The 16,884-nt window shown below is 49.7% G+C and carries 14 protein-coding genes; 1 reads left to right on the top strand and 13 read right to left on the bottom strand.

Features of this window, described 5'->3' with window-relative positions; translation table 11 throughout:
* Positions 1-81: 81 nt before the first annotated feature.
* The 12 genes from GC178_07450 to GC178_07395 all read right to left on the bottom strand — a co-directional run bounded on the left by GC178_07450 (position 82) and on the right by GC178_07395 (position 14,675).
* On the bottom strand, positions 82-1,659 hold the full coding sequence (locus tag GC178_07450) for a hypothetical protein (protein MBI1287402.1): 1,578 nt from the start codon (positions 1,657-1,659) through the stop codon (positions 82-84).
* A gap of 222 nt (positions 1,660-1,881) precedes the next feature.
* Positions 1,882-3,522 (bottom strand): chaperonin GroEL, encoded by a 1,641-nt coding sequence (groL, locus tag GC178_07445; GenBank protein MBI1287401.1) that lies wholly within the window; start codon positions 3,520-3,522, stop codon positions 1,882-1,884.
* Between the two features lie 27 nt (positions 3,523-3,549).
* Positions 3,550-3,828, bottom strand: coding sequence for a co-chaperone GroES (locus GC178_07440; GenBank protein MBI1287400.1), 279 nt, complete (start codon positions 3,826-3,828; stop codon positions 3,550-3,552).
* A 165-nt stretch (positions 3,829-3,993) separates the two neighbouring features.
* Positions 3,994-4,326 (bottom strand): preprotein translocase subunit SecG, encoded by a 333-nt coding sequence (gene secG / locus GC178_07435; GenBank protein ID MBI1287399.1) that lies wholly within the window; start codon positions 4,324-4,326, stop codon positions 3,994-3,996.
* Positions 4,327-4,330: 4 nt separating this feature from the next.
* Complete coding sequence (locus tag GC178_07430; GenBank protein MBI1287398.1) at positions 4,331-5,191, bottom strand: hypothetical protein; 861 nt, start codon at positions 5,189-5,191, stop codon at positions 4,331-4,333.
* Positions 5,191-5,748 carry a hypothetical protein gene (locus GC178_07425; protein ID MBI1287397.1) on the bottom strand — a complete coding sequence of 186 codons (558 nt, stop codon included), beginning with the start codon at positions 5,746-5,748 and terminating at the stop codon, positions 5,191-5,193. Before GC178_07425 ends, GC178_07430 begins: the two co-directional genes overlap by 1 nt.
* A 16-nt stretch (positions 5,749-5,764) precedes the next feature.
* Entirely contained in the window at positions 5,765-7,012 is a 1,248-nt protein-coding gene (locus GC178_07420) for a sigma-54-dependent Fis family transcriptional regulator (protein ID MBI1287396.1), read from the bottom strand.
* Positions 7,013-7,032: 20 nt separating this feature from the next.
* A complete protein-coding gene (locus GC178_07415) occupies positions 7,033-7,215 on the bottom strand; it encodes a hypothetical protein (GenBank protein MBI1287395.1) in 183 nt (60 codons plus the stop codon).
* A complete protein-coding gene (locus tag GC178_07410) occupies positions 7,205-7,786 on the bottom strand; it encodes an AAA family ATPase (GenBank protein ID MBI1287394.1) in 582 nt (193 codons plus the stop codon). The genes GC178_07415 and GC178_07410 overlap by 11 nt, the downstream gene beginning before the upstream one ends.
* Position 7,787: 1 nt before the next feature.
* The gene (miaB, locus tag GC178_07405) at positions 7,788-9,230 is read right to left on the bottom strand and encodes a tRNA (N6-isopentenyl adenosine(37)-C2)-methylthiotransferase MiaB (GenBank protein MBI1287393.1); all 1,443 of its coding nucleotides are present in this window, start codon (positions 9,228-9,230) and stop codon (positions 7,788-7,790) included.
* Positions 9,231-9,304: 74 nt separating this feature from the next.
* On the bottom strand, positions 9,305-12,424 hold the full coding sequence (locus GC178_07400) for a T9SS type B sorting domain-containing protein (GenBank protein MBI1287392.1): 3,120 nt from the start codon (positions 12,422-12,424) through the stop codon (positions 9,305-9,307).
* 166 nt (positions 12,425-12,590) lie between these two features.
* Positions 12,591-14,675, bottom strand: coding sequence for a T9SS type B sorting domain-containing protein (locus tag GC178_07395; protein MBI1287391.1), 2,085 nt, complete (start codon positions 14,673-14,675; stop codon positions 12,591-12,593).
* A 111-nt stretch (positions 14,676-14,786) separates the two neighbouring features.
* On the opposite strand from GC178_07395, the gene GC178_07390 reads away from it, so the two are divergent.
* Positions 14,787-16,160, top strand: coding sequence for a dipeptidase (locus tag GC178_07390; GenBank protein MBI1287390.1), 1,374 nt, complete (start codon positions 14,787-14,789; stop codon positions 16,158-16,160).
* A gap of 29 nt (positions 16,161-16,189) precedes the next feature.
* On the opposite strand, the gene GC178_07385 is transcribed toward GC178_07390, so the two are convergent.
* Positions 16,190-16,597, bottom strand: coding sequence for a hypothetical protein (locus tag GC178_07385; GenBank protein MBI1287389.1), 408 nt, complete (start codon positions 16,595-16,597; stop codon positions 16,190-16,192).
* Positions 16,598-16,884: the final 287 nt, after the last annotated feature.

The raw sequence follows: 16,884 nt of genomic DNA, 5'->3' as shown, positions 1-16,884 counted from the left end.
GTTAAACAAAAAAGCCTCGCCACCCTTCGACATGCTTCGGGATCAGCGGGGCTTTCTGTGAAATTGGCATTCTTCAGCCGGTCAATCTTTGAGTTTAACCTCTACCACACGTTCCTTATTTCCGTTGTCGGAAACATACACGTAAAAACTATTTCTCACCTGTACGGTGTGATCCATTGGAGACACGGTACCTCCAACATCCTTCGGGGTCCAGGCCATTTGGCGAATGACGTTTCCATCATCATTCATATCGCAAACAGCTATGGTTGCCACGTGGTCCTTTACGTTGGCAAACTGGTCGAATGTGTAAAGCTTCTCCCGGTTCCAATTGGGGTCGGCATTCTTTTTCTCGTCATTGAAGAGGAAGTAGAGGTAGCGCTCACTCTGGGCCAGGGCAAATCCCATGTACTGGTCTCCAACACCCGTTTGTGCCACGGGCACCTTATTCATCCAGTTCACATTCCCTTCTTTATCAATATTGATGAGCACAATATTGCCAACACTTCTAAAAGGCGAGCTGTTCTGTCCCACCATGGTGAAGCCCCCATCATCATGCATGGCAATATTCTTCATGATCAAGAAGGTAAATCCTGCAGGCTTTCCCATCGCCATTTCCATATCGGACATCTGTATCTCATCAACCGTCCACCAATATTTGATGAACTCATCTGAGAATTGACCTGACCTCAATGTTGTGCTTCCACCATCAAAATTGAGCACACCATAACTGACCCCATTTTGTTTGATCTCTTTGTCGCCCGCATTAGAATCGAAAAAGCCCATTACCATTGGAACTCCCTTTTTTGACAGTGACAGGTATAGATAAGGTGTCAGCATATCCTCCTTAGGTGACTCTATGAAACTGTAATTGATCGTTCCGTTTTCTAAGCGTACTCCATAGTACACTTTTTGCTCTTTCCCATCCGTGGAACTATAGCTTCCTCCAAGACAATAGGCCACCCCTTGATCATCTACCTGTAAATTGACAAGGTCGCTTCCATAAGCACCTGTTAGATTTAGTGAAAGACTATTGCCGTCCACAGTCAGTTGAGGCACACCTTCCCAAAGGAGGTTGAAATTCTGGTCAAAAACTGAAAATTGGTAACCATCGCCATTGTCTGGGGCATCCGTTACCACAAGCAGTTTTGTTCTATTGGGAGAATAGGCAGCCAATACCTGAAACCCTCCACTTTTATAGCTTTTGCCAGACCTCGTGAGAACTTTTGTCTTCTCCTTGGATGGTGTCAACGTTTTTGCGTCCAACTCCCGGTAGTAAAGGGTCTGTTTCTTTTCTCTACCATCAAACACATTGATGTATTCTCTGAAAAACCCACCGATGGCCACGGTTTTCTCAACACTCATTTCCGAGCCGTCAAAATCATGATCCGTCACCTTGTATTCAGTACGTTTCAGGGTATTGTCAAAGGTTCCGTAAACACTTTTCTTGCGGTCAGCCTCGTGATAGGAAAAACCATTTTCGCCCGCACCGAAAATCTGGAACGGTGAACCACCGGATACCATCGAATAGGGGAACTTCTCCTTTTTGTATTCTTCGGAAACGGTAACCGTGAAATACTTGTTGTCAGTGAGTTTGGTCTGTGCCGAAACCAATGATGATATGCCAATAAAAGCGAGGATCAATCTGTACGCCTTGAACATGAAGCAGGTAATTAGTTTAGGCGGACAATATCGCAATTTTTGGTAGTTACAGAGTATAACCTCCTCACACCGACAACACCATATGACTTAGTGTTGAACATCTCTGATGGCACACCCGAAACGACCGTCCTCTGAATGGGATTTTGAAACAAAAAAAGCCCCGCCACCCTTCGAAATGCTCAGGGATCAGCGGGGCCTTCTGTAATCAGTAACGGGGGAGGCTTACATCATGCCGCCCATGCCACCCATTCCTCCCGGAGGCATTCCTGCCATTGGGTTGCCTTCTTCCGGCTCATCAGCCAATACACACTCGGTGGTAAGAAGCATTCCTGCAATAGAGGCTGCGTTCTCCAACGCTACACGTGTAACCTTGGTTGGGTCGATAACTCCGAATTTGTACATGCTTCCGTACTCATCTGTACGTGCGTTGTAACCGAAGTCATCCTTGCCTTCCTTCACTTTCTGCACTACGATGCTGCCTTCCAAACCTGCGTTGGCAACGATCTGACGCAATGGCTCTTCGATCGCTCGTAGAACGATATCGATACCTGTCTTCTCGTCTGCATTCTCTGGCTTGATCTTGCCGATAGCAGCCACAGTACGTAGGTAGGCTACACCACCACCAGGAACGATTCCTTCCTCAACCGCAGCGCGGGTTGCATGAAGCGCATCATCCACACGGTCTTTCTTCTCTTTCATCTCTACCTCAGTTGCAGCACCTACATAAAGTACAGCCACACCTCCGGCCAACTTGGCCAAACGCTCCTGAAGTTTCTCACGGTCGTAATCAGAAGTTGTAGACTCAATTTGCGCCTTGATCTGATTTACACGGGCTTTGATGGCATCAGCCTCGCCAGCACCGTTCACCACAGTGGTGTTGTCTTTATCGATGGTGATCTTCTCAGCAGTACCAAGGTCGGCCAACGTTGCATCTTCCAACTTCAGACCTTTCTCTTCGCTGATCACGGTTCCGCCAGTAAGGATGGCGATGTCTTCCAACATGGCCTTTCTTCTGTCTCCGAAACCCGGAGCCTTCACCGCAGCAATTTTCAGTGAACCACGGATCTTGTTCACAACAAGCGTAGCCAAAGCTTCACCTTCCACCTCTTCAGAAATGATCAACAACGGACGACCGCTCTGTGCCGCTTTCTCCAACACAGGAAGCATATCCTTCATGTTGCTGATCTTCTTATCGTGGATAAGGATGAACGGATTGTCCAATACCGCCTCCATTTTCTCAGCATCGGTAACGAAGTATGGCGACTGATACCCGCGGTCGAACTGCATACCTTCCACAACTTCAACCGTTGTTTCGGTTCCTTTTGCCTCTTCTACCGTGATCACACCTTCCTTACCTACTTTCCCCATCGCCTCAGCGATCAATCTTCCGATAGTGGCATCGCTGTTCGCAGAGATGGCAGCCACCTGCTCAATTTTGGCGATGTCGTCACCTACAGACTTCGATACTTTCTTAAGCTCGGTAACAACAGCCTCAACAGCTTTGTCGATACCTCTCTTAAGGTCCATTGGGTTAGCACCTGCTGCCACGTTCTTCAAGCCAGTAGTTACGATAGCCTGAGCAAGAACAGTAGCGGTAGTGGTTCCGTCTCCGGCCACATCGTTGGTCTTGGAAGCAACTTCCTTCACCATCTGTGCTCCCATGTTCTCGATCGCGTCTTTCAACTCGATCTCTTTCGCTACAGAAACACCATCCTTAGTTACAGTTGGTGCTCCGAACTTCTTATCAATGATCACATTGCGACCTTTTGGTCCCAAGGTCACTTTTACTGCGTTTGCAAGGGCATCAACCCCTTTTTTCAATCTGTCGCGTGCGTCCAGATCGAACTCAATTTGCTTTGCCATTTTGTTTGATTTTTAAAGGTTTGATGATTAAACGATTGCGAAAATGTCAGACTCACGCATGATGAGCACGTCAGTTCCATCAACGTTAACCTCCGTGCCAGAGTACTTACCGTACAGCACGGTGTCTCCTACTTTTACGGTCATCGGTTCGTCTTTCTTTCCGGTTCCTACAGCAACCACGGTTCCTTTCTGTGGCTTTTCCTTTGCCGTGTCTGGAATATAGATTCCTGAAGCTGTCTTCTCTTCGGCCGCAGCAGCCTGAACAACTACTCTATCAGCCAATGGTTTGATGTTTAAAGCTCCCATTTTTGATTATTTATTGATTAGTGAATTTTAGTTTGATGCTTCCCGCCTGTCGAATTCTGTGCCAACGCACGTTTGGCATAACTGTGACTGAAAGGTTGACATTCGGGCAAAAAAAATGTCAGGATGAAGTGACATCCTGACATTTTCTTCAATGCCTTTTCCGAATTACTGTGCTGGCTCCTCCACAGGAAGTGGCTCTCCAACGCTTTCTGCTCCAGGCAGAGCCGCGTTATCGATCTGCTCCTGAATGGCCGATTCCTCTTTGGCAACTTCACCTCTGTTGATGAAGAAGTTGGAACCGAGCGTCAATACGATCAGTCCGATGCTGAGGTACCATGTGGCCTTCTCCAAGAAATCGCCCGTTCTCTGAACACCGATAATTTGGTTCGATGATGAGAAATCGGATGCAAGACCACCACCTTTACTGTTCTGCACCATCACCACAGCAATGAGCAACAGACACACAAGGATGATCAATATGATGATGAGTGTGTAAATCATTTCAGTCTGAATTCAGTTTGTCGTCTATTTCTTTTAAACGGGCGGCAAAGTAAGTGCTTTTCTCTGGATTTTTCAACATCAGCGATTCATACGCCTGCTTAGCCAATTCGTACTTCTCCTGCTGGAAATAAATGCTTGCCAGCGTTTCCGAAACCACCGTAAAATCCTCCTGCGAACTCTTGGCAGCCGCTTTCTGCGGATTGAAGAATTCTGCACGCTTTTTCGGCACTTCCTCGGCCTGCGTCAAAAAGTGGTCGATGAGGTCGATGGTACTGCGCTTTTCCTGCGGTGTCTGCTTTTTCGGTTCGACTGCGGGCTTCTTCTCCAACTTGCCCGATTCGGTAAAGGCCAACCACTCGCTGAAACTCAGTTCCTCAGGTTCGGCAACTTCTTCAGTTTCTTCGACACGCGGTGGAAGTTCTGGCAGATCGGCCGTTTCCAGTTGGTACATGATCGGTTCAGGAATCAATTCATCAGGCAACAGATGCTCGATCTTGGCCGATTGTTCCTGTTCCTGCATTTCTTCCTCAGCAACGGTTTCCTGCGGTGCAATCTCTTCAACAATTGAAGTTTCCTCAACCACTTCTTCAGCCGTTGGTTCTTCTTCCACAACCGCCACTTTCGGTTTACGCCTGTCATGCAAATAATCGTGCAGCACTTTGCGGTCTGGAACCATCACGGCCGCCAGTTGCAATTGCTTCAGTTGATCGATGTGATTCTCCTGCCGAAGATTCTTGGCAAGCATCATCTGTGCCACTTGGAAATACGGGTAGCGCTGAATCACTTCGCGAAGCTGAGACGCGCTTGCAATATCCATGGTTGACGGATCGTCCATCCACGTATGGAATTGGTCGCGCGTCATTACCAATTCACTACGGCTTCGTTGAAAATATCGAGCACCAGCTGGTCATCGATCTCCGAGATCAATCCCTGTTCCACATCCGAAAGGTTCTGCGTGGCATCGAAATCGGCAAATCGGGTAAAACTCTTCTCAAAGCTTTTGGTGTCATCTTTCGTGTCGGTGTAGGTCACGCTCACGGTAATCGTCAAACGGTTTTTGGCGGCCGTCTGGTTTCCTTGAATCGCCACGGGTTTGGTCCCGTAATCCGAAATGTAGCCTTCCAGACGGATGTCCCCATTCTTGGTCAACAGATCAAGGTTGGTACGGGTGATGAACAGTTGACGCAATGTTTCCGTAAACGCCTGCGGCATATTGGCCGGGGCCAACGGTGCATACGATGGAAAGAAATCGATACTCACGGATTTCACCTCAGGCGAGATGCTCGCTCCTGTGAAGGAGTAAACGCCACATCCCGCGAAAAGCGGGAAAATCAGAAATACGAAATACTTTAAACACGAAACACTGGGCCGTGAGAACAAAGCTGGCACATTAATTTTGTTTCGAATTTCGAATTTCATACTTCGAATTTCCATTCTAACCGAGGTTGTACTCCTTGATCTTGCGGTAAAGCGTACGTTCGGAGATTCCCAATTCCTGCGAAGCCGCCTTGCGCTTTCCGCGATGCTTCTCCAACGCCTTTCGGATGAGTTCTATTTCACGGTCTTCCAGAGAAAGTGACTCTTCCACTTCTTCGTGTTCTTCGTACGGTTGTTCACCGGGTCGGTGGATCTGTACTTCGTGAACACCTGAACTGAAATCGGATGCTCCCACAGGGTCCACATCCTGATGCAACCTACGAATGGTAGAAGCGTGATGCTCGCTGATCTCCACGTCATTCTGACCTGAGACCACGTCCAACACCAATTTTTTCAGATCGTTGATGTCGCGCTTCATATCAAACAGCACCTTGTACATCAGCTCGCGCTCCGAAAAATCGGTCTGCGATTCTCCACTTCCTGAACTATTATTTGCAGTTCTGATGGCGGGCAAATTCGGCTTGCCGTGGTCTGGCAGATAATGCCGCAATGCATCTGCACCGATCTCGCGTTCCTGCTCAATAATGGATATCTGCTCGGTCACGTTCCGCAACTGACGAATGTTGCCTGGCCAGCGGTAGTTCATCAAAAGCTCACGTGCACTATCATCCAAACGGACGGTCGGCATGCGGTATTTCTCTGCAAAATCGCCCGCGAATTTTCTGAACAACAACGGAATATCATCGTGTCTTTCACGCAATGGCGGAATGATGATCGGCACCGTATTCAAACGGTAGTAAAGGTCTTCTCGGAACTTGCCTTTGCTGATGGCTTCAGGAATGTTGACGTTGGTGGCGGCAACCGTTCGCACATTCGTTTTCAACGGCTTGGATGAACCCACTTTGATGAATTCGCCTGTTTCCAAAACCCGAAGCAGACGCACCTGCGTTGACATGGGCAATTCGGCCACTTCATCCAAGAAGATGGTTCCGCCATCGGCCACTTCGAAGTAACCTTTTCGCGCTTCATGCGCTCCGGTAAATGACCCTTTCTCGTGACCGAAAAGTTCCGAATCGATGGTACCTTCCGGGATGGCTCCACAGTTCACCGCGATGTATTGTCCGTGCTTGCGCGAACTCAGTTGGTGGATGATCTGCGGAAACACCTCCTTACCTGTTCCACTCTCTCCTGTTACCAGCACCGAAATATCGGTTGGTGCCACCTGCATGGCCGTGTTGATGGCATGGTTGAGCAATGGCGAATGGCCAATGATCCCGAAGCGCTGCTTTATCTGATCGACTGTCATTTATTCTTCCAAATTACAATTCAACGATTTCTGGTCGCGGCCAGATATTCATCTGCCGTCATTTGTTGAATCTTTCCATCCATCATCACAACCAACTTTTGTCCTTTAAGGCGTTTCTCTTCCAATAACTGAGAAGACACAAGCTTCAGTCCTTCTACAACTTTCTTTAAACGGTCATCTGACCACGAATTTTCATTTTTCATCGGCAGTAGTTTTTAGTTGTGACCATTTATCAGGATTCACGATTGCTAAAGGGCGACCCGATACTTTCTCAGCGATTACTTCCATGTTAGGAACGGCATTGTCCACAACCACCAACTGGTCACAAATATCCAGATATATGGTCAGAAGATTCTTTATTCCACGCGTGTATCGTCTTCGTATCACATCTTCAGGTATGTCGTGTCCTCCTTCCAGAACCCGTTCGGCAACCCGCTGAACAGCCAGCTCCTTACTTGGAAGCCAAAGAAAAACCAGCGTTACCATGTAACCGAGCTTCTGGGCCCGTTCAACTCGGTGCCTGTAACTCTTGGTCGAAAGGGTGGTTTCGAACGCAAAATCGACCTTCGTTTCGAGCAGTTCATCAATGCGATGAAGCATGATCCTACCTGCTTCAAACGCCACTTTTTCAGGCCTGAAAGGCGAAAGTCCAGCAGCAATACTATCCGCATTTACAAACTCATCGCAGTCCAGAATCTCTGGCAGCAAGGTCATGGAAGCGGTTGTTTTTCCCGCACCGTTGCAACCTGCAATGATGTAAAGATTCGGTTTCAAGCTATTTGACCGCGGTTCCTATCAGCGTGGCCGAAGTGCAATCTTCCACGAAAACGTTCACATAATCGCCCACTTTGTAGTTCTCACGCGGGAACACGATCACCTTGTTCTGTGGGTTTCTTCCCTGCAATTTCTCTTCGGATTTGCGTGAAGTTCCTTCGACCAACACGCGATGTACTTTCCCAACATCCTTGCGGTTGCTTTCCAGCGAATTGTCCATCTGAATGTCGATGACCTCCGACAAGCGTCTTCCTTTCACTTCCTCTGGAATATCATCCTCAAACTTTCGTGCGGCCAACGTTCCCGGCCGTTCCGAATACTTGAACATGTAGGCAAAATCGTACTTCACCTGCTGCATCAACGTCAATGTATCCTTATGCTCTTCTTCGGTTTCGGTGCAGAAACCAGTGATAATGTCAGTTGAAATGCCACAATCGGGCACGATCTCGCGGATTGTGTCGATGCGCTTCAAGTACCACTCGCGTGAATAGCCACGGTTCATGATGTCCAGCACTCGCGTATTGCCCGATTGTACCGGCAAATGGATGTAACTGCAGATGTTCTCGTACTTGGCCATGGCGTACAGCACTTCGTCTGTCATGTCCTTCGGGTGCGAGGTGGAAAAACGTACGCGCAGATCGGGATTTATCTCCGCCACCATCACCAACAGCTCCGCGAAATTCACGGTTCCTTCAAGGTCGCCTTTGGCAAGAATATCTTTTTTGAGACCACCACCGCCCCATAGGTAGCTGTCCACATTCTGACCGAGAAGCGTTACCTCGCGGTAACCGTTCTCGAACAATTGACGTGCTTCCTCAACGATCGTTTTCGGATCGCGGCTTCTTTCACGGCCACGTGTAAACGGAACCACACAGAAACTGCACATGTTGTCGCAACCACGAGTGATAGAGATGAACGCGGTCACCCCGTTTCCACCCAAACGAACGGGATTAATGTCCGCATACGTTTCTTCTCGCGACAGCAACACATTCACAGCCTTCTGCCCTGTTTCGGCCACTTTCACCAAGTTCGGCAGATCGCGGTAGCTGTCGGGGCCGACCACGATGTCAACGATCTTCTCCTCTTCCAAAAGTTGGGTTTTGAGACGCTCGGCCATGCAGCCCATCACGCCTATCACCATGTCTGGGTTCGCTTTCTTGGCCTGACGGAAAACATCCAATCGGCCGCGCACACGCTGCTCCGCGTTATCGCGAATGGCACAGGTGTTCACGAATACCACATCGGCCTCTTCAAGATTCTTAGTGGTCTCGAAACCCTCATCGATCAGCACGGATGCAATGATCTCGCTGTCCGAAAAGTTCATCTGACAGCCATACGATTCGATGTAAAGCTTCTTGCCTTCACCGCCTTTGGCAGCCATTTCCAACGCCTCGCCCTGGCGGGTTTCGTCTATGTCTTTGGTAAGAATATCCTGATTCTGCATCTCAAAAAATTGGAGCGCAAAGGTACAGAATATATACAGAAACTGTCAGTTTGGCAGCGTTTGCCAACGGAAAACTACCGCACCAAGCTGAACGTACCGCGATACTTGTGCGGTTCGCCAAGAATATCGATGACGCTAATGCTGTAGATGTAAACGCCAAGCGGCACTTTACGCCCGTGGAACGTGCCATCCCAGCCGTTATCGAGACTTGCCGAATAGAAAAGTTCCTGATCCCAACGGTTGTAAATGGTCATCTCAAACGAGCGGATGCTCTCACCCTGCGGGATCCAAACTTCGTTCAGGCCATCATTACCGGGCGTAAACGCATTCGGAATGTAAAATGTGTAGTGCGGATCGACCTCCACCGTACCAGAGATCGTGTCCATGCAACCATGTTCGGTGGTCACGATCTGCGTGATGGAATAAACTCCGGTATCTGGATATTGGAACTGTACTTCCATACCGCTTAGCGTCTGATTGAACGGGTAGAAAGTAAAATCGCTGGTGACAACGCCTTGCGCCAAGTTGGTGAAGGTGATGTTCGGGTCGATGATGTCTGCCACCTGCGGTTCTGCCGCAAAAAGTGCGGTCGGTTTTGCGTAGGATTCGATGTAACTGTTCTTGGTCAAATGGTCGGCACAGCCCTCTGCCGTTACCACATCCAACCGCACTGTGTAAACACCTGCGGCATACACGTGCGAAGGACTCGCGCCATTGGCAGAACCTCCATCTCCGAACGACCATGTTCTGTAAAGCGAACTACCTGCATTGTCGGACTGATCGAGAAAATTGATGCCAAGCGGTTCGCAGCCGGTTAGCGTGTCGGCAACAAACTGCGCATCAGGCATTTCGTAGACATCGATCATACCTACAAACGGTTCGCTAACGCATGAATTATCGGTAATGATCAGCGTTACGGGCTGTAAACCAGGCTCGTTGAAAATAAAGCCGTGCGGTTGCCGGTCAGTTGATGATGCAGGATATCCAACAGGGCCAAAATCCCAGCTGAAGGTTGCATTGGGACCGAAATAGCCGCCCGCCTCCAGATCAAAGGAATTCATGGCAAAACACTTGCCATCGGGAATCTGAAATTCTGCGGTCGGTAGCGGCAAAACAGTGACCTGAACCGTATCGTAGTTCTTACAGCCCTGCTGATCGGCCATCAACACATAATCCAATTGCTGAACAGCATGCGTTGAATTGATCGGTTGGACGATGGTTTGCGATGCTGTGGGATCGGCAACCCCGTTAGATGGAATCCAAGTATAACTGATACCTGCGGCAGAGGAAGAACCAATGACCGCAGAATCGCCCGAACAGAAGGAAACATCGCTTCCCGCATTGACCGCTGGCGGCCCAATGATCTCGATCTGGTTGGTGTCGGTTGTAGAGATGCAACCGCCCCAAGCCACCGTAAGCTGCACATCATAACTACCAGGCTGCATCCATTTGACCGCCAACGGACCGATGCCACTCCCGTTGGTGACAATGCCACCATCAAAATCCCATTGATACTGCGCAGCCGCATTGGCATTGCCCGTGTAATGGACCAGCAATGGCGTACCCGCACAACCGAATGCAGGAAGGTTGAAGTCTGCGGTTGGCGGGGGCGTGATCGTCACATTCACCGTATCATCGTTCGAGCAGCCATCTTGCCGCGTAACTGTCACGATATACTGACGGTCCACCTGTGGCGTGCACAACGGATTGTAGATGTTCGGGTTCGAAAGGTCGATGGCCGGATTCCACTCAAATGTGGAGTTCGGTGCATTGGAAGACGCATTGAGAAGCACACTCCCACCAATACAAACGGAAACGTCATTTCCTGCAAACGGAATCGGGCCGCTATCCTTGATGACCGTCACCGAATCTTCAGCCGCCACAGAGCCGCAATTGTCCGTTACCGAAACATGATATGTGGTTGTCTGGGCGGGGGCTGGCAAAATGGTGTCCGCCACACCAAAACCGCTATCCCATGTATAGGTGTACAGACCTCCTCCACCGGAAGCCTCACACCACGAAATAGCATTTCCCGTACAAATGGTCGTATCGTTGCTGGTAGTGGTTGTGATCGGGGCCAGGTCGCTGATGTAGATCCGGAACGTGTCCGTCAATCCACAGGTAGATGTGATCACAATGAACTCAATGTACTCAACTCCTTCGGGAATATTGTCGTTGATGGGTGTGATGGTAAACGTTGCCGTGTTCTGTCCGGCAGGGATAATGATGCTGCTGTCGGCCAGATTCAACTGCGGGATCGGGTCGTAATCCACGCCCCAATCGGCTGTGGAATTCGATATCCAGATCGGCACCGGGAAATCCTGAGCGATGGGCGGTCCGTTCAATGTCAATGAAACCGTGGCATCATTGCAACCCTCGTAAGCCGTGGAGTCTGCCGCAGCAGTGGCCGTTTCAACGATCACACTTCCCGTTGTCAAACTGTTCTCTTTCACAAAGCAACCTGTATCGTAAGATGAGTCGCCACCATCCGAGATCATGAACCGTAGATGATAGGTCTCGCCACAGATCACCGCCATTTCGGCCCTCAAAAGCGTGGTGAATCCACCGAACACCACGTACTGGCTGTTCTGAACCGTATTGTCTACAAAATAGTTCGGGTTGCCGCAGCCGCCATCATTGATGCTTCCGATAGAAACCGGAGTGCTCGTTCCCGGCACCAGCGTAATGAGTGTTTCTGTAAGTGGAACGGAAACTCCTTGAACCGTAATGGCAAAAATGTCATTGAACGTGGGGTTGCACGAAAACGTTGGATGCTCCTCCGAACCGAACACGTAATCGAATGAGACCCAATCGGCATTCGGTACGAAATCGAATTCCAAGGTCAACGCATCGTACGATGTGATTCCGGCAAGATTGGCCAGGTACGGATTTCCGGGCTGTCCCAGCGGGGAAGATGAAAAACTGGTCTGAGGCTGCGCGAAATCGTTCACGTCACCCGTTCCGAAAACAACTCCCGAAGCAACACCAAGCCCCGTGGTGTTAACACCTGTGGTAAAGGCCCCGATCGCCTGTGGCGAACCTGTAATACTTGCGTTGGAAACAACCACGCCCGGCCCTGCAATGATGTTGGCCAATGCCTGCGCTGTCTGACCCGTGGTCACAACCAATTGGGCGTAACTCTTCTGCGAAAGAAAGGCCACACTCAACAAAATGATTGTAAATAGTTTTCTCAAACTCAAATTTTTCGGGGGCGCAAAATTACCTAATTGCTATCGGAACATAAAGATGCACGAATTCTTACGTTATTGAACTGTTTCGGTTTGTGGTGAAAGACGGCAATCACTCAGCCGAGGTTGCCGCTATCTGTCAAATAACTGACAAACACGTCTTAGGCTGACATCATTTGCCCGGCAACACATACAGCACATCCGATTCTTTGTGCTCGATACCGATGGGTGGCTGCACCCAGACCCGGTAAACGTACATGCCCTGTGGTGCCTTATTGCCGTGTATCGTTCCATCCCAAGCATTCTCGTCCGTAAATCTTCCGCTCAGTATCTTGTTTCCCCAACGGTCAAAAATCTCCAGGTCGTAATACAGATAGCCTTCTCCCATCACCCCGAATGTCTCGTTGATGCCATCTTCATTGGGTGTGAACGCGTTCGGAATGTAAACATGCAATGGTGGGTAAACGGTCACATCCTGAATGACGCTGTCCACGCATCCATTCGTGTTCACCACGACCATAGTGACCGTGTAGGTTCCAGCGGTATCATAATAGTGCGTTATCATTTCCTCATCGGATGTCAGCGTATCACCAAAATCCCAATAGACCGACTGCGTATTGGGGGTTGTGTTGGTAAACTCAATGGCATTATGACGGACCAATTGCTGCGTGAATAAGGCCATGGCATCATCCACCTGAACACTCGCTGTGGTTGAAGTGCTCAACCCACAATCGTCTGTAACAGTTACGGCAACATCTGTGCTTTGCGTGGCCTGAAACGTGTACGTGCCCGACCCGGAGGCACCGTTCCATGTAAACGTTCGGTTTCCTTGGCCACCTTCGACATTTGCCACCAGTTGGGCCAGTTCGCCATCGCATACCACCACATCAGCCACTTCCAATTGCAAGGGTTCATACCCTGATGTGTTCACAACCGTTGTTGCCGTTTCTGAGAAACCACATTCGTCCGTGACCGTGACCGTGTAAGCCGTGGACTCCAGCGGAAAAACCGTGATGGATGAACCTGTTTCTCCCGAAACGGACCAATCATAGGTAAGCGTGCCATACCCTCCGCTGGCCGTTGCATCGATCTGATATTCCTGAGGGCACGTGAATACCACATCGGGTGAGGTCTGGACAGTAAATGGCTCCGCGTCTTCAATTGTTACGGTTACCGAAGCACTTGGATTAGAAGAACATTGACTGTTGAGCACAACTTCTATTGTCAGGTCTTCCGTTCCTTCTGTGAGACCATCTTCCAGAACATCAAAACTGACCGTGACCGTTGAATCTCCAGGAGCAAAGGTCAGGGAGTTGGGGATATTGGAAACATCCACCCCATTGGTTGCTGACCCCGATACGTCCAGTGCAACGGTCAGTGCATTGGAATATGGGGCTGAACGCTCGAAAGTGAGCGACATGGTACTGCATCCTTCGATCAGGTCGAAACCACTTTGGGAATTGGTGTAATTGGTCTGCGGATCGATGCTTACCGTAGGGCTCGAAAAGCTTCTTGCCTCTAAAAAGACCGCGCTATCGTATTCGCCATTTCCACCATCAGCAATTACCAAACGAATGTGATATTGTTGACAGGCAGTGACGATCGCGGTAGCGGTGAACACGGAAGTGAATCCATTGTACTCCACCGAGGTTCCCGGTGGATTCTCATTCGAGATGTAGTACTGTGAATTGGAATTGGCGTTGACGTTATCGATGGTCACGGGAGTACTCGTTCCCGGAATCAAGGCAATGTTCTGCTCTCCTGTTATTGTCGGGCCGCTGATAAAGAAGGCGAACACATCCGTAAATCCCTGCCCTACCCAGTACATGTATTCGTTGGATGCGAAAACGTACCGGAAACTGACGGTATCGGAAGAAGGAATGAAGTCAAACTCCAGATTTGCCGCATCGAATGTGGATGTAGCTGAGATGCTGGTCAACTGAGGGTCCCCGTTGCCATGAAAATCCGTTCCCTCATCTCCAAAGGGACTCTGCCCATTGTTCGGGCCAACTGCGTCAATTGCCTTTCCGGTACAGAGAATCACGCCTTCGCTAATGCCGAGATTGGCGTTGCTTCCATCAAAATATCCCTTGGAGGCATTGTTGCCAGAATACTGAACGTTGCTTACCTGAACTCCCTGACCCACCAGAACGTCCTGAACCAGCTGCTGAGGCGTGTAGTTGGGATCGACCACCAATTGCGCAGTGGCCTGTCCAGATAGCAAGACCGAAAACAGGTATGGGAGAATTCTTCTCATTCGAAATCAGAAACAAAGATAACTACACTCCATTCGGAGTTTGAACTCCATTCTGCCACAGATGTTTCGCAGTTTTTAAAAACTAATTTTGGCCGGATCAAAACGAGAATGATGGATTTACAGACAGTTGACAGCTATATTGAATCGAACAAGGACCGCTTTCTTCAGGAACTCATCGACCTGCTCAGAATTCCCTCGGTAAGTGCCGACCCAGCGTTCAGCAAAGACGTGCATAGTACGGCCAAGTTGCTGGCCGACCGCTTGAGGGAGATCGGTGTGGAGAAGGTGGAGATCTGCCCAACAGCAGGTTTCCCCATTGTTTATGGCGAGAAGATCGTGGATCCGAAGCTGCCAACCGTGCTGGTTTACGGTCATTATGATGTGCAACCGCCCGACCCGTTGGACCTGTGGGATTCTCCCGCATTTGAACCCGTGATAAAAGACGGCAAGATCTACGCGCGCGGTGCCTGCGATGACAAAGGCCAGATGTACATGCACGTGAAAGCGGCCGAACTGATGATGAAAACCGATGGGCTTCCGTGCAACGTCAAGTTTATGATTGAAGGTGAGGAAGAGGTAGGTTCGGACAACCTCGGGATCTTTGTAAAAGCGAACAAGGAACGACTGACGTCTGACCTTGTGCTCATTTCAGACACGGCCATGATCGCCAATGATGTCCCGTCCATTACGGTGGGATTGCGCGGCCTCAGCTACATTGAGGTGGAAGTGACCGGCCCCAAACGCGACCTGCATTCGGGTATTTACGGTGGCGCGGTGGCCAACCCGATCAATGTGCTGTGCGACATGATCGACTCGTTGCACGATGAGAACGGCAAGATCACCATTCCCGGTTTTTACGATGACGTGCTGGAAGTAAGTGCGGCCGACCGGGCCGAAATGGCCAAGGCACCATTTGATGAGAAGGAATACATGGCCGACCTCGACATTGATGCCGTGCAAGGCGAGAAAGGTTATTCCACCATGGAGCGTTGTACCATTCGCCCAACATTGGATGTGAACGGAATTTGGGGCGGTTACATCGGCAAGGGTGCCAAAACGGTCCTTCCGTCCAAGGCTTACGCCAAGATATCGTGCCGATTGGTTCCGGGACAGAACCCCGATAAAGTGACCGATATGCTTTTGAAGCACTTGGTGGCCATTGCGCCCGCTTCGATAAAGGTGAAGGCCACACCGCACCACGGTGGCGACCCATTTCTGACACCGACCGATTTTACAGGATATCAAGCGGCTTACAAAGCCATGGAGACCACTTTTGGCAAGGCACCCATTCCGATGCGTGGCGGTGGCAGCATTCCCATCGTGGCCATGTTTGAAGCGGAGCTTGGCGTAAAATCGGTGCTGATGGGTTTCGGACTGGATTCGGATGCCATCCACTCGCCCAACGAGCATTACGGGGTTTTCAATTACCTCAAAGGCATTCAGACCATCCCATTCTTCTACAAGTATCTGGCGGAGCTGAGCTAAGAAGGCGAGTACGGTTCCTCATTCCATTCTTATTGACCGTTTGTGAAAGGTGCTGCTGCGGTATGCACCTCCACGGACCGTGCGCCATAGACCGCTACAGACCGCAATAAGGAGCAATGTTGCTTTGCAGAGCTTTTAGGTTGCTTTGCAATGCTCTTCCGTTGCTTTGCAATGCCGTTCGGTTGCTTTATCGTTCTGCTTCGTTGCTTTTTCATTCCGCTATATTCCGTAGTAATGCCGTAAGGTTCCGTTGCAGACCGCTTTGTTTCCATGGCAATCCGCTTCGTTTCCATGGCAGACCGCCTTGTTGCCATGGTAGTCCGCTTCGTTTCCATAGAAGTGCCTTTCGGGTCGCCAAAAAATGCTGCCAGAGTTGCTGACCGACCTTCCGATTCTGAAATACATGTGGCAAGAACACCGCCAGCGGCTGCCGGCATTGTGAAACAGGTTTTGACAGAGTCAACGGGTAGCGCTAAAGATAATGCGTTAGAAACTGCTGTCCTACAAACTCACCCCGTCATGTTCGCGATGCAATTGTCCGACACAGTAGGCGCCAAAAATTTTGACTTCGTCATCAAATACTTTCAATGAGGTGTATGCCGTGTCGATGTTTGGAACAAACCCTCGGGACCGATTGGTTTTCAGTCGATCAATGATTTGTTCCCAAGTAAGAAGTGAGTTGTAGGTTTTCATACTTGTTGCCAACGGTTTAGCTGTGAGCAGT

It is taken from the genome of Flavobacteriales bacterium, assembly GCA_016124845.1.
Taxonomy (GTDB): domain Bacteria; phylum Bacteroidota; class Bacteroidia; order UBA10329; family UBA10329; genus UBA10329.
This window is presented reverse-complemented; position numbering and strand designations above follow the sequence as displayed.

Bases quoted from the DNA above. Each gene is read 5' to 3' on its own strand.
- GC178_07450 (MBI1287402.1), bottom strand. From the start codon at position 1,659: ATGTTCAAGGCGTACAGATTGATCCTCGCTTTTATTGGCATATCATCA.
- groL (MBI1287401.1), bottom strand. From the start codon at position 3,522: ATGGCAAAGCAAATTGAGTTCGATCTGGACGCACGCGACAGATTGAAA.
- GC178_07440 (MBI1287400.1), bottom strand. From the start codon at position 3,828: ATGGGAGCTTTAAACATCAAACCATTGGCTGATAGAGTAGTTGTTCAG.
- GC178_07430 (MBI1287398.1), bottom strand. From the start codon at position 5,191: ATGACGCGCGACCAATTCCATACGTGGATGGACGATCCGTCAACCATG.
- GC178_07425 (MBI1287397.1), bottom strand. From the start codon at position 5,748: ATGAAATTCGAAATTCGAAACAAAATTAATGTGCCAGCTTTGTTCTCA.
- GC178_07420 (MBI1287396.1), bottom strand. From the start codon at position 7,012: ATGACAGTCGATCAGATAAAGCAGCGCTTCGGGATCATTGGCCATTCG.
- GC178_07415 (MBI1287395.1), bottom strand. From the start codon at position 7,215: ATGAAAAATGAAAATTCGTGGTCAGATGACCGTTTAAAGAAAGTTGTA.
- miaB (MBI1287393.1), bottom strand. From the start codon at position 9,230: ATGCAGAATCAGGATATTCTTACCAAAGACATAGACGAAACCCGCCAG.
- GC178_07395 (MBI1287391.1), bottom strand. From the start codon at position 14,675: ATGAGAAGAATTCTCCCATACCTGTTTTCGGTCTTGCTATCTGGACAG.
- GC178_07390 (MBI1287390.1), top strand. From the start codon at position 14,787: ATGGATTTACAGACAGTTGACAGCTATATTGAATCGAACAAGGACCGC.
- GC178_07385 (MBI1287389.1), bottom strand. From the start codon at position 16,597: ATGCCGGCAGCCGCTGGCGGTGTTCTTGCCACATGTATTTCAGAATCG.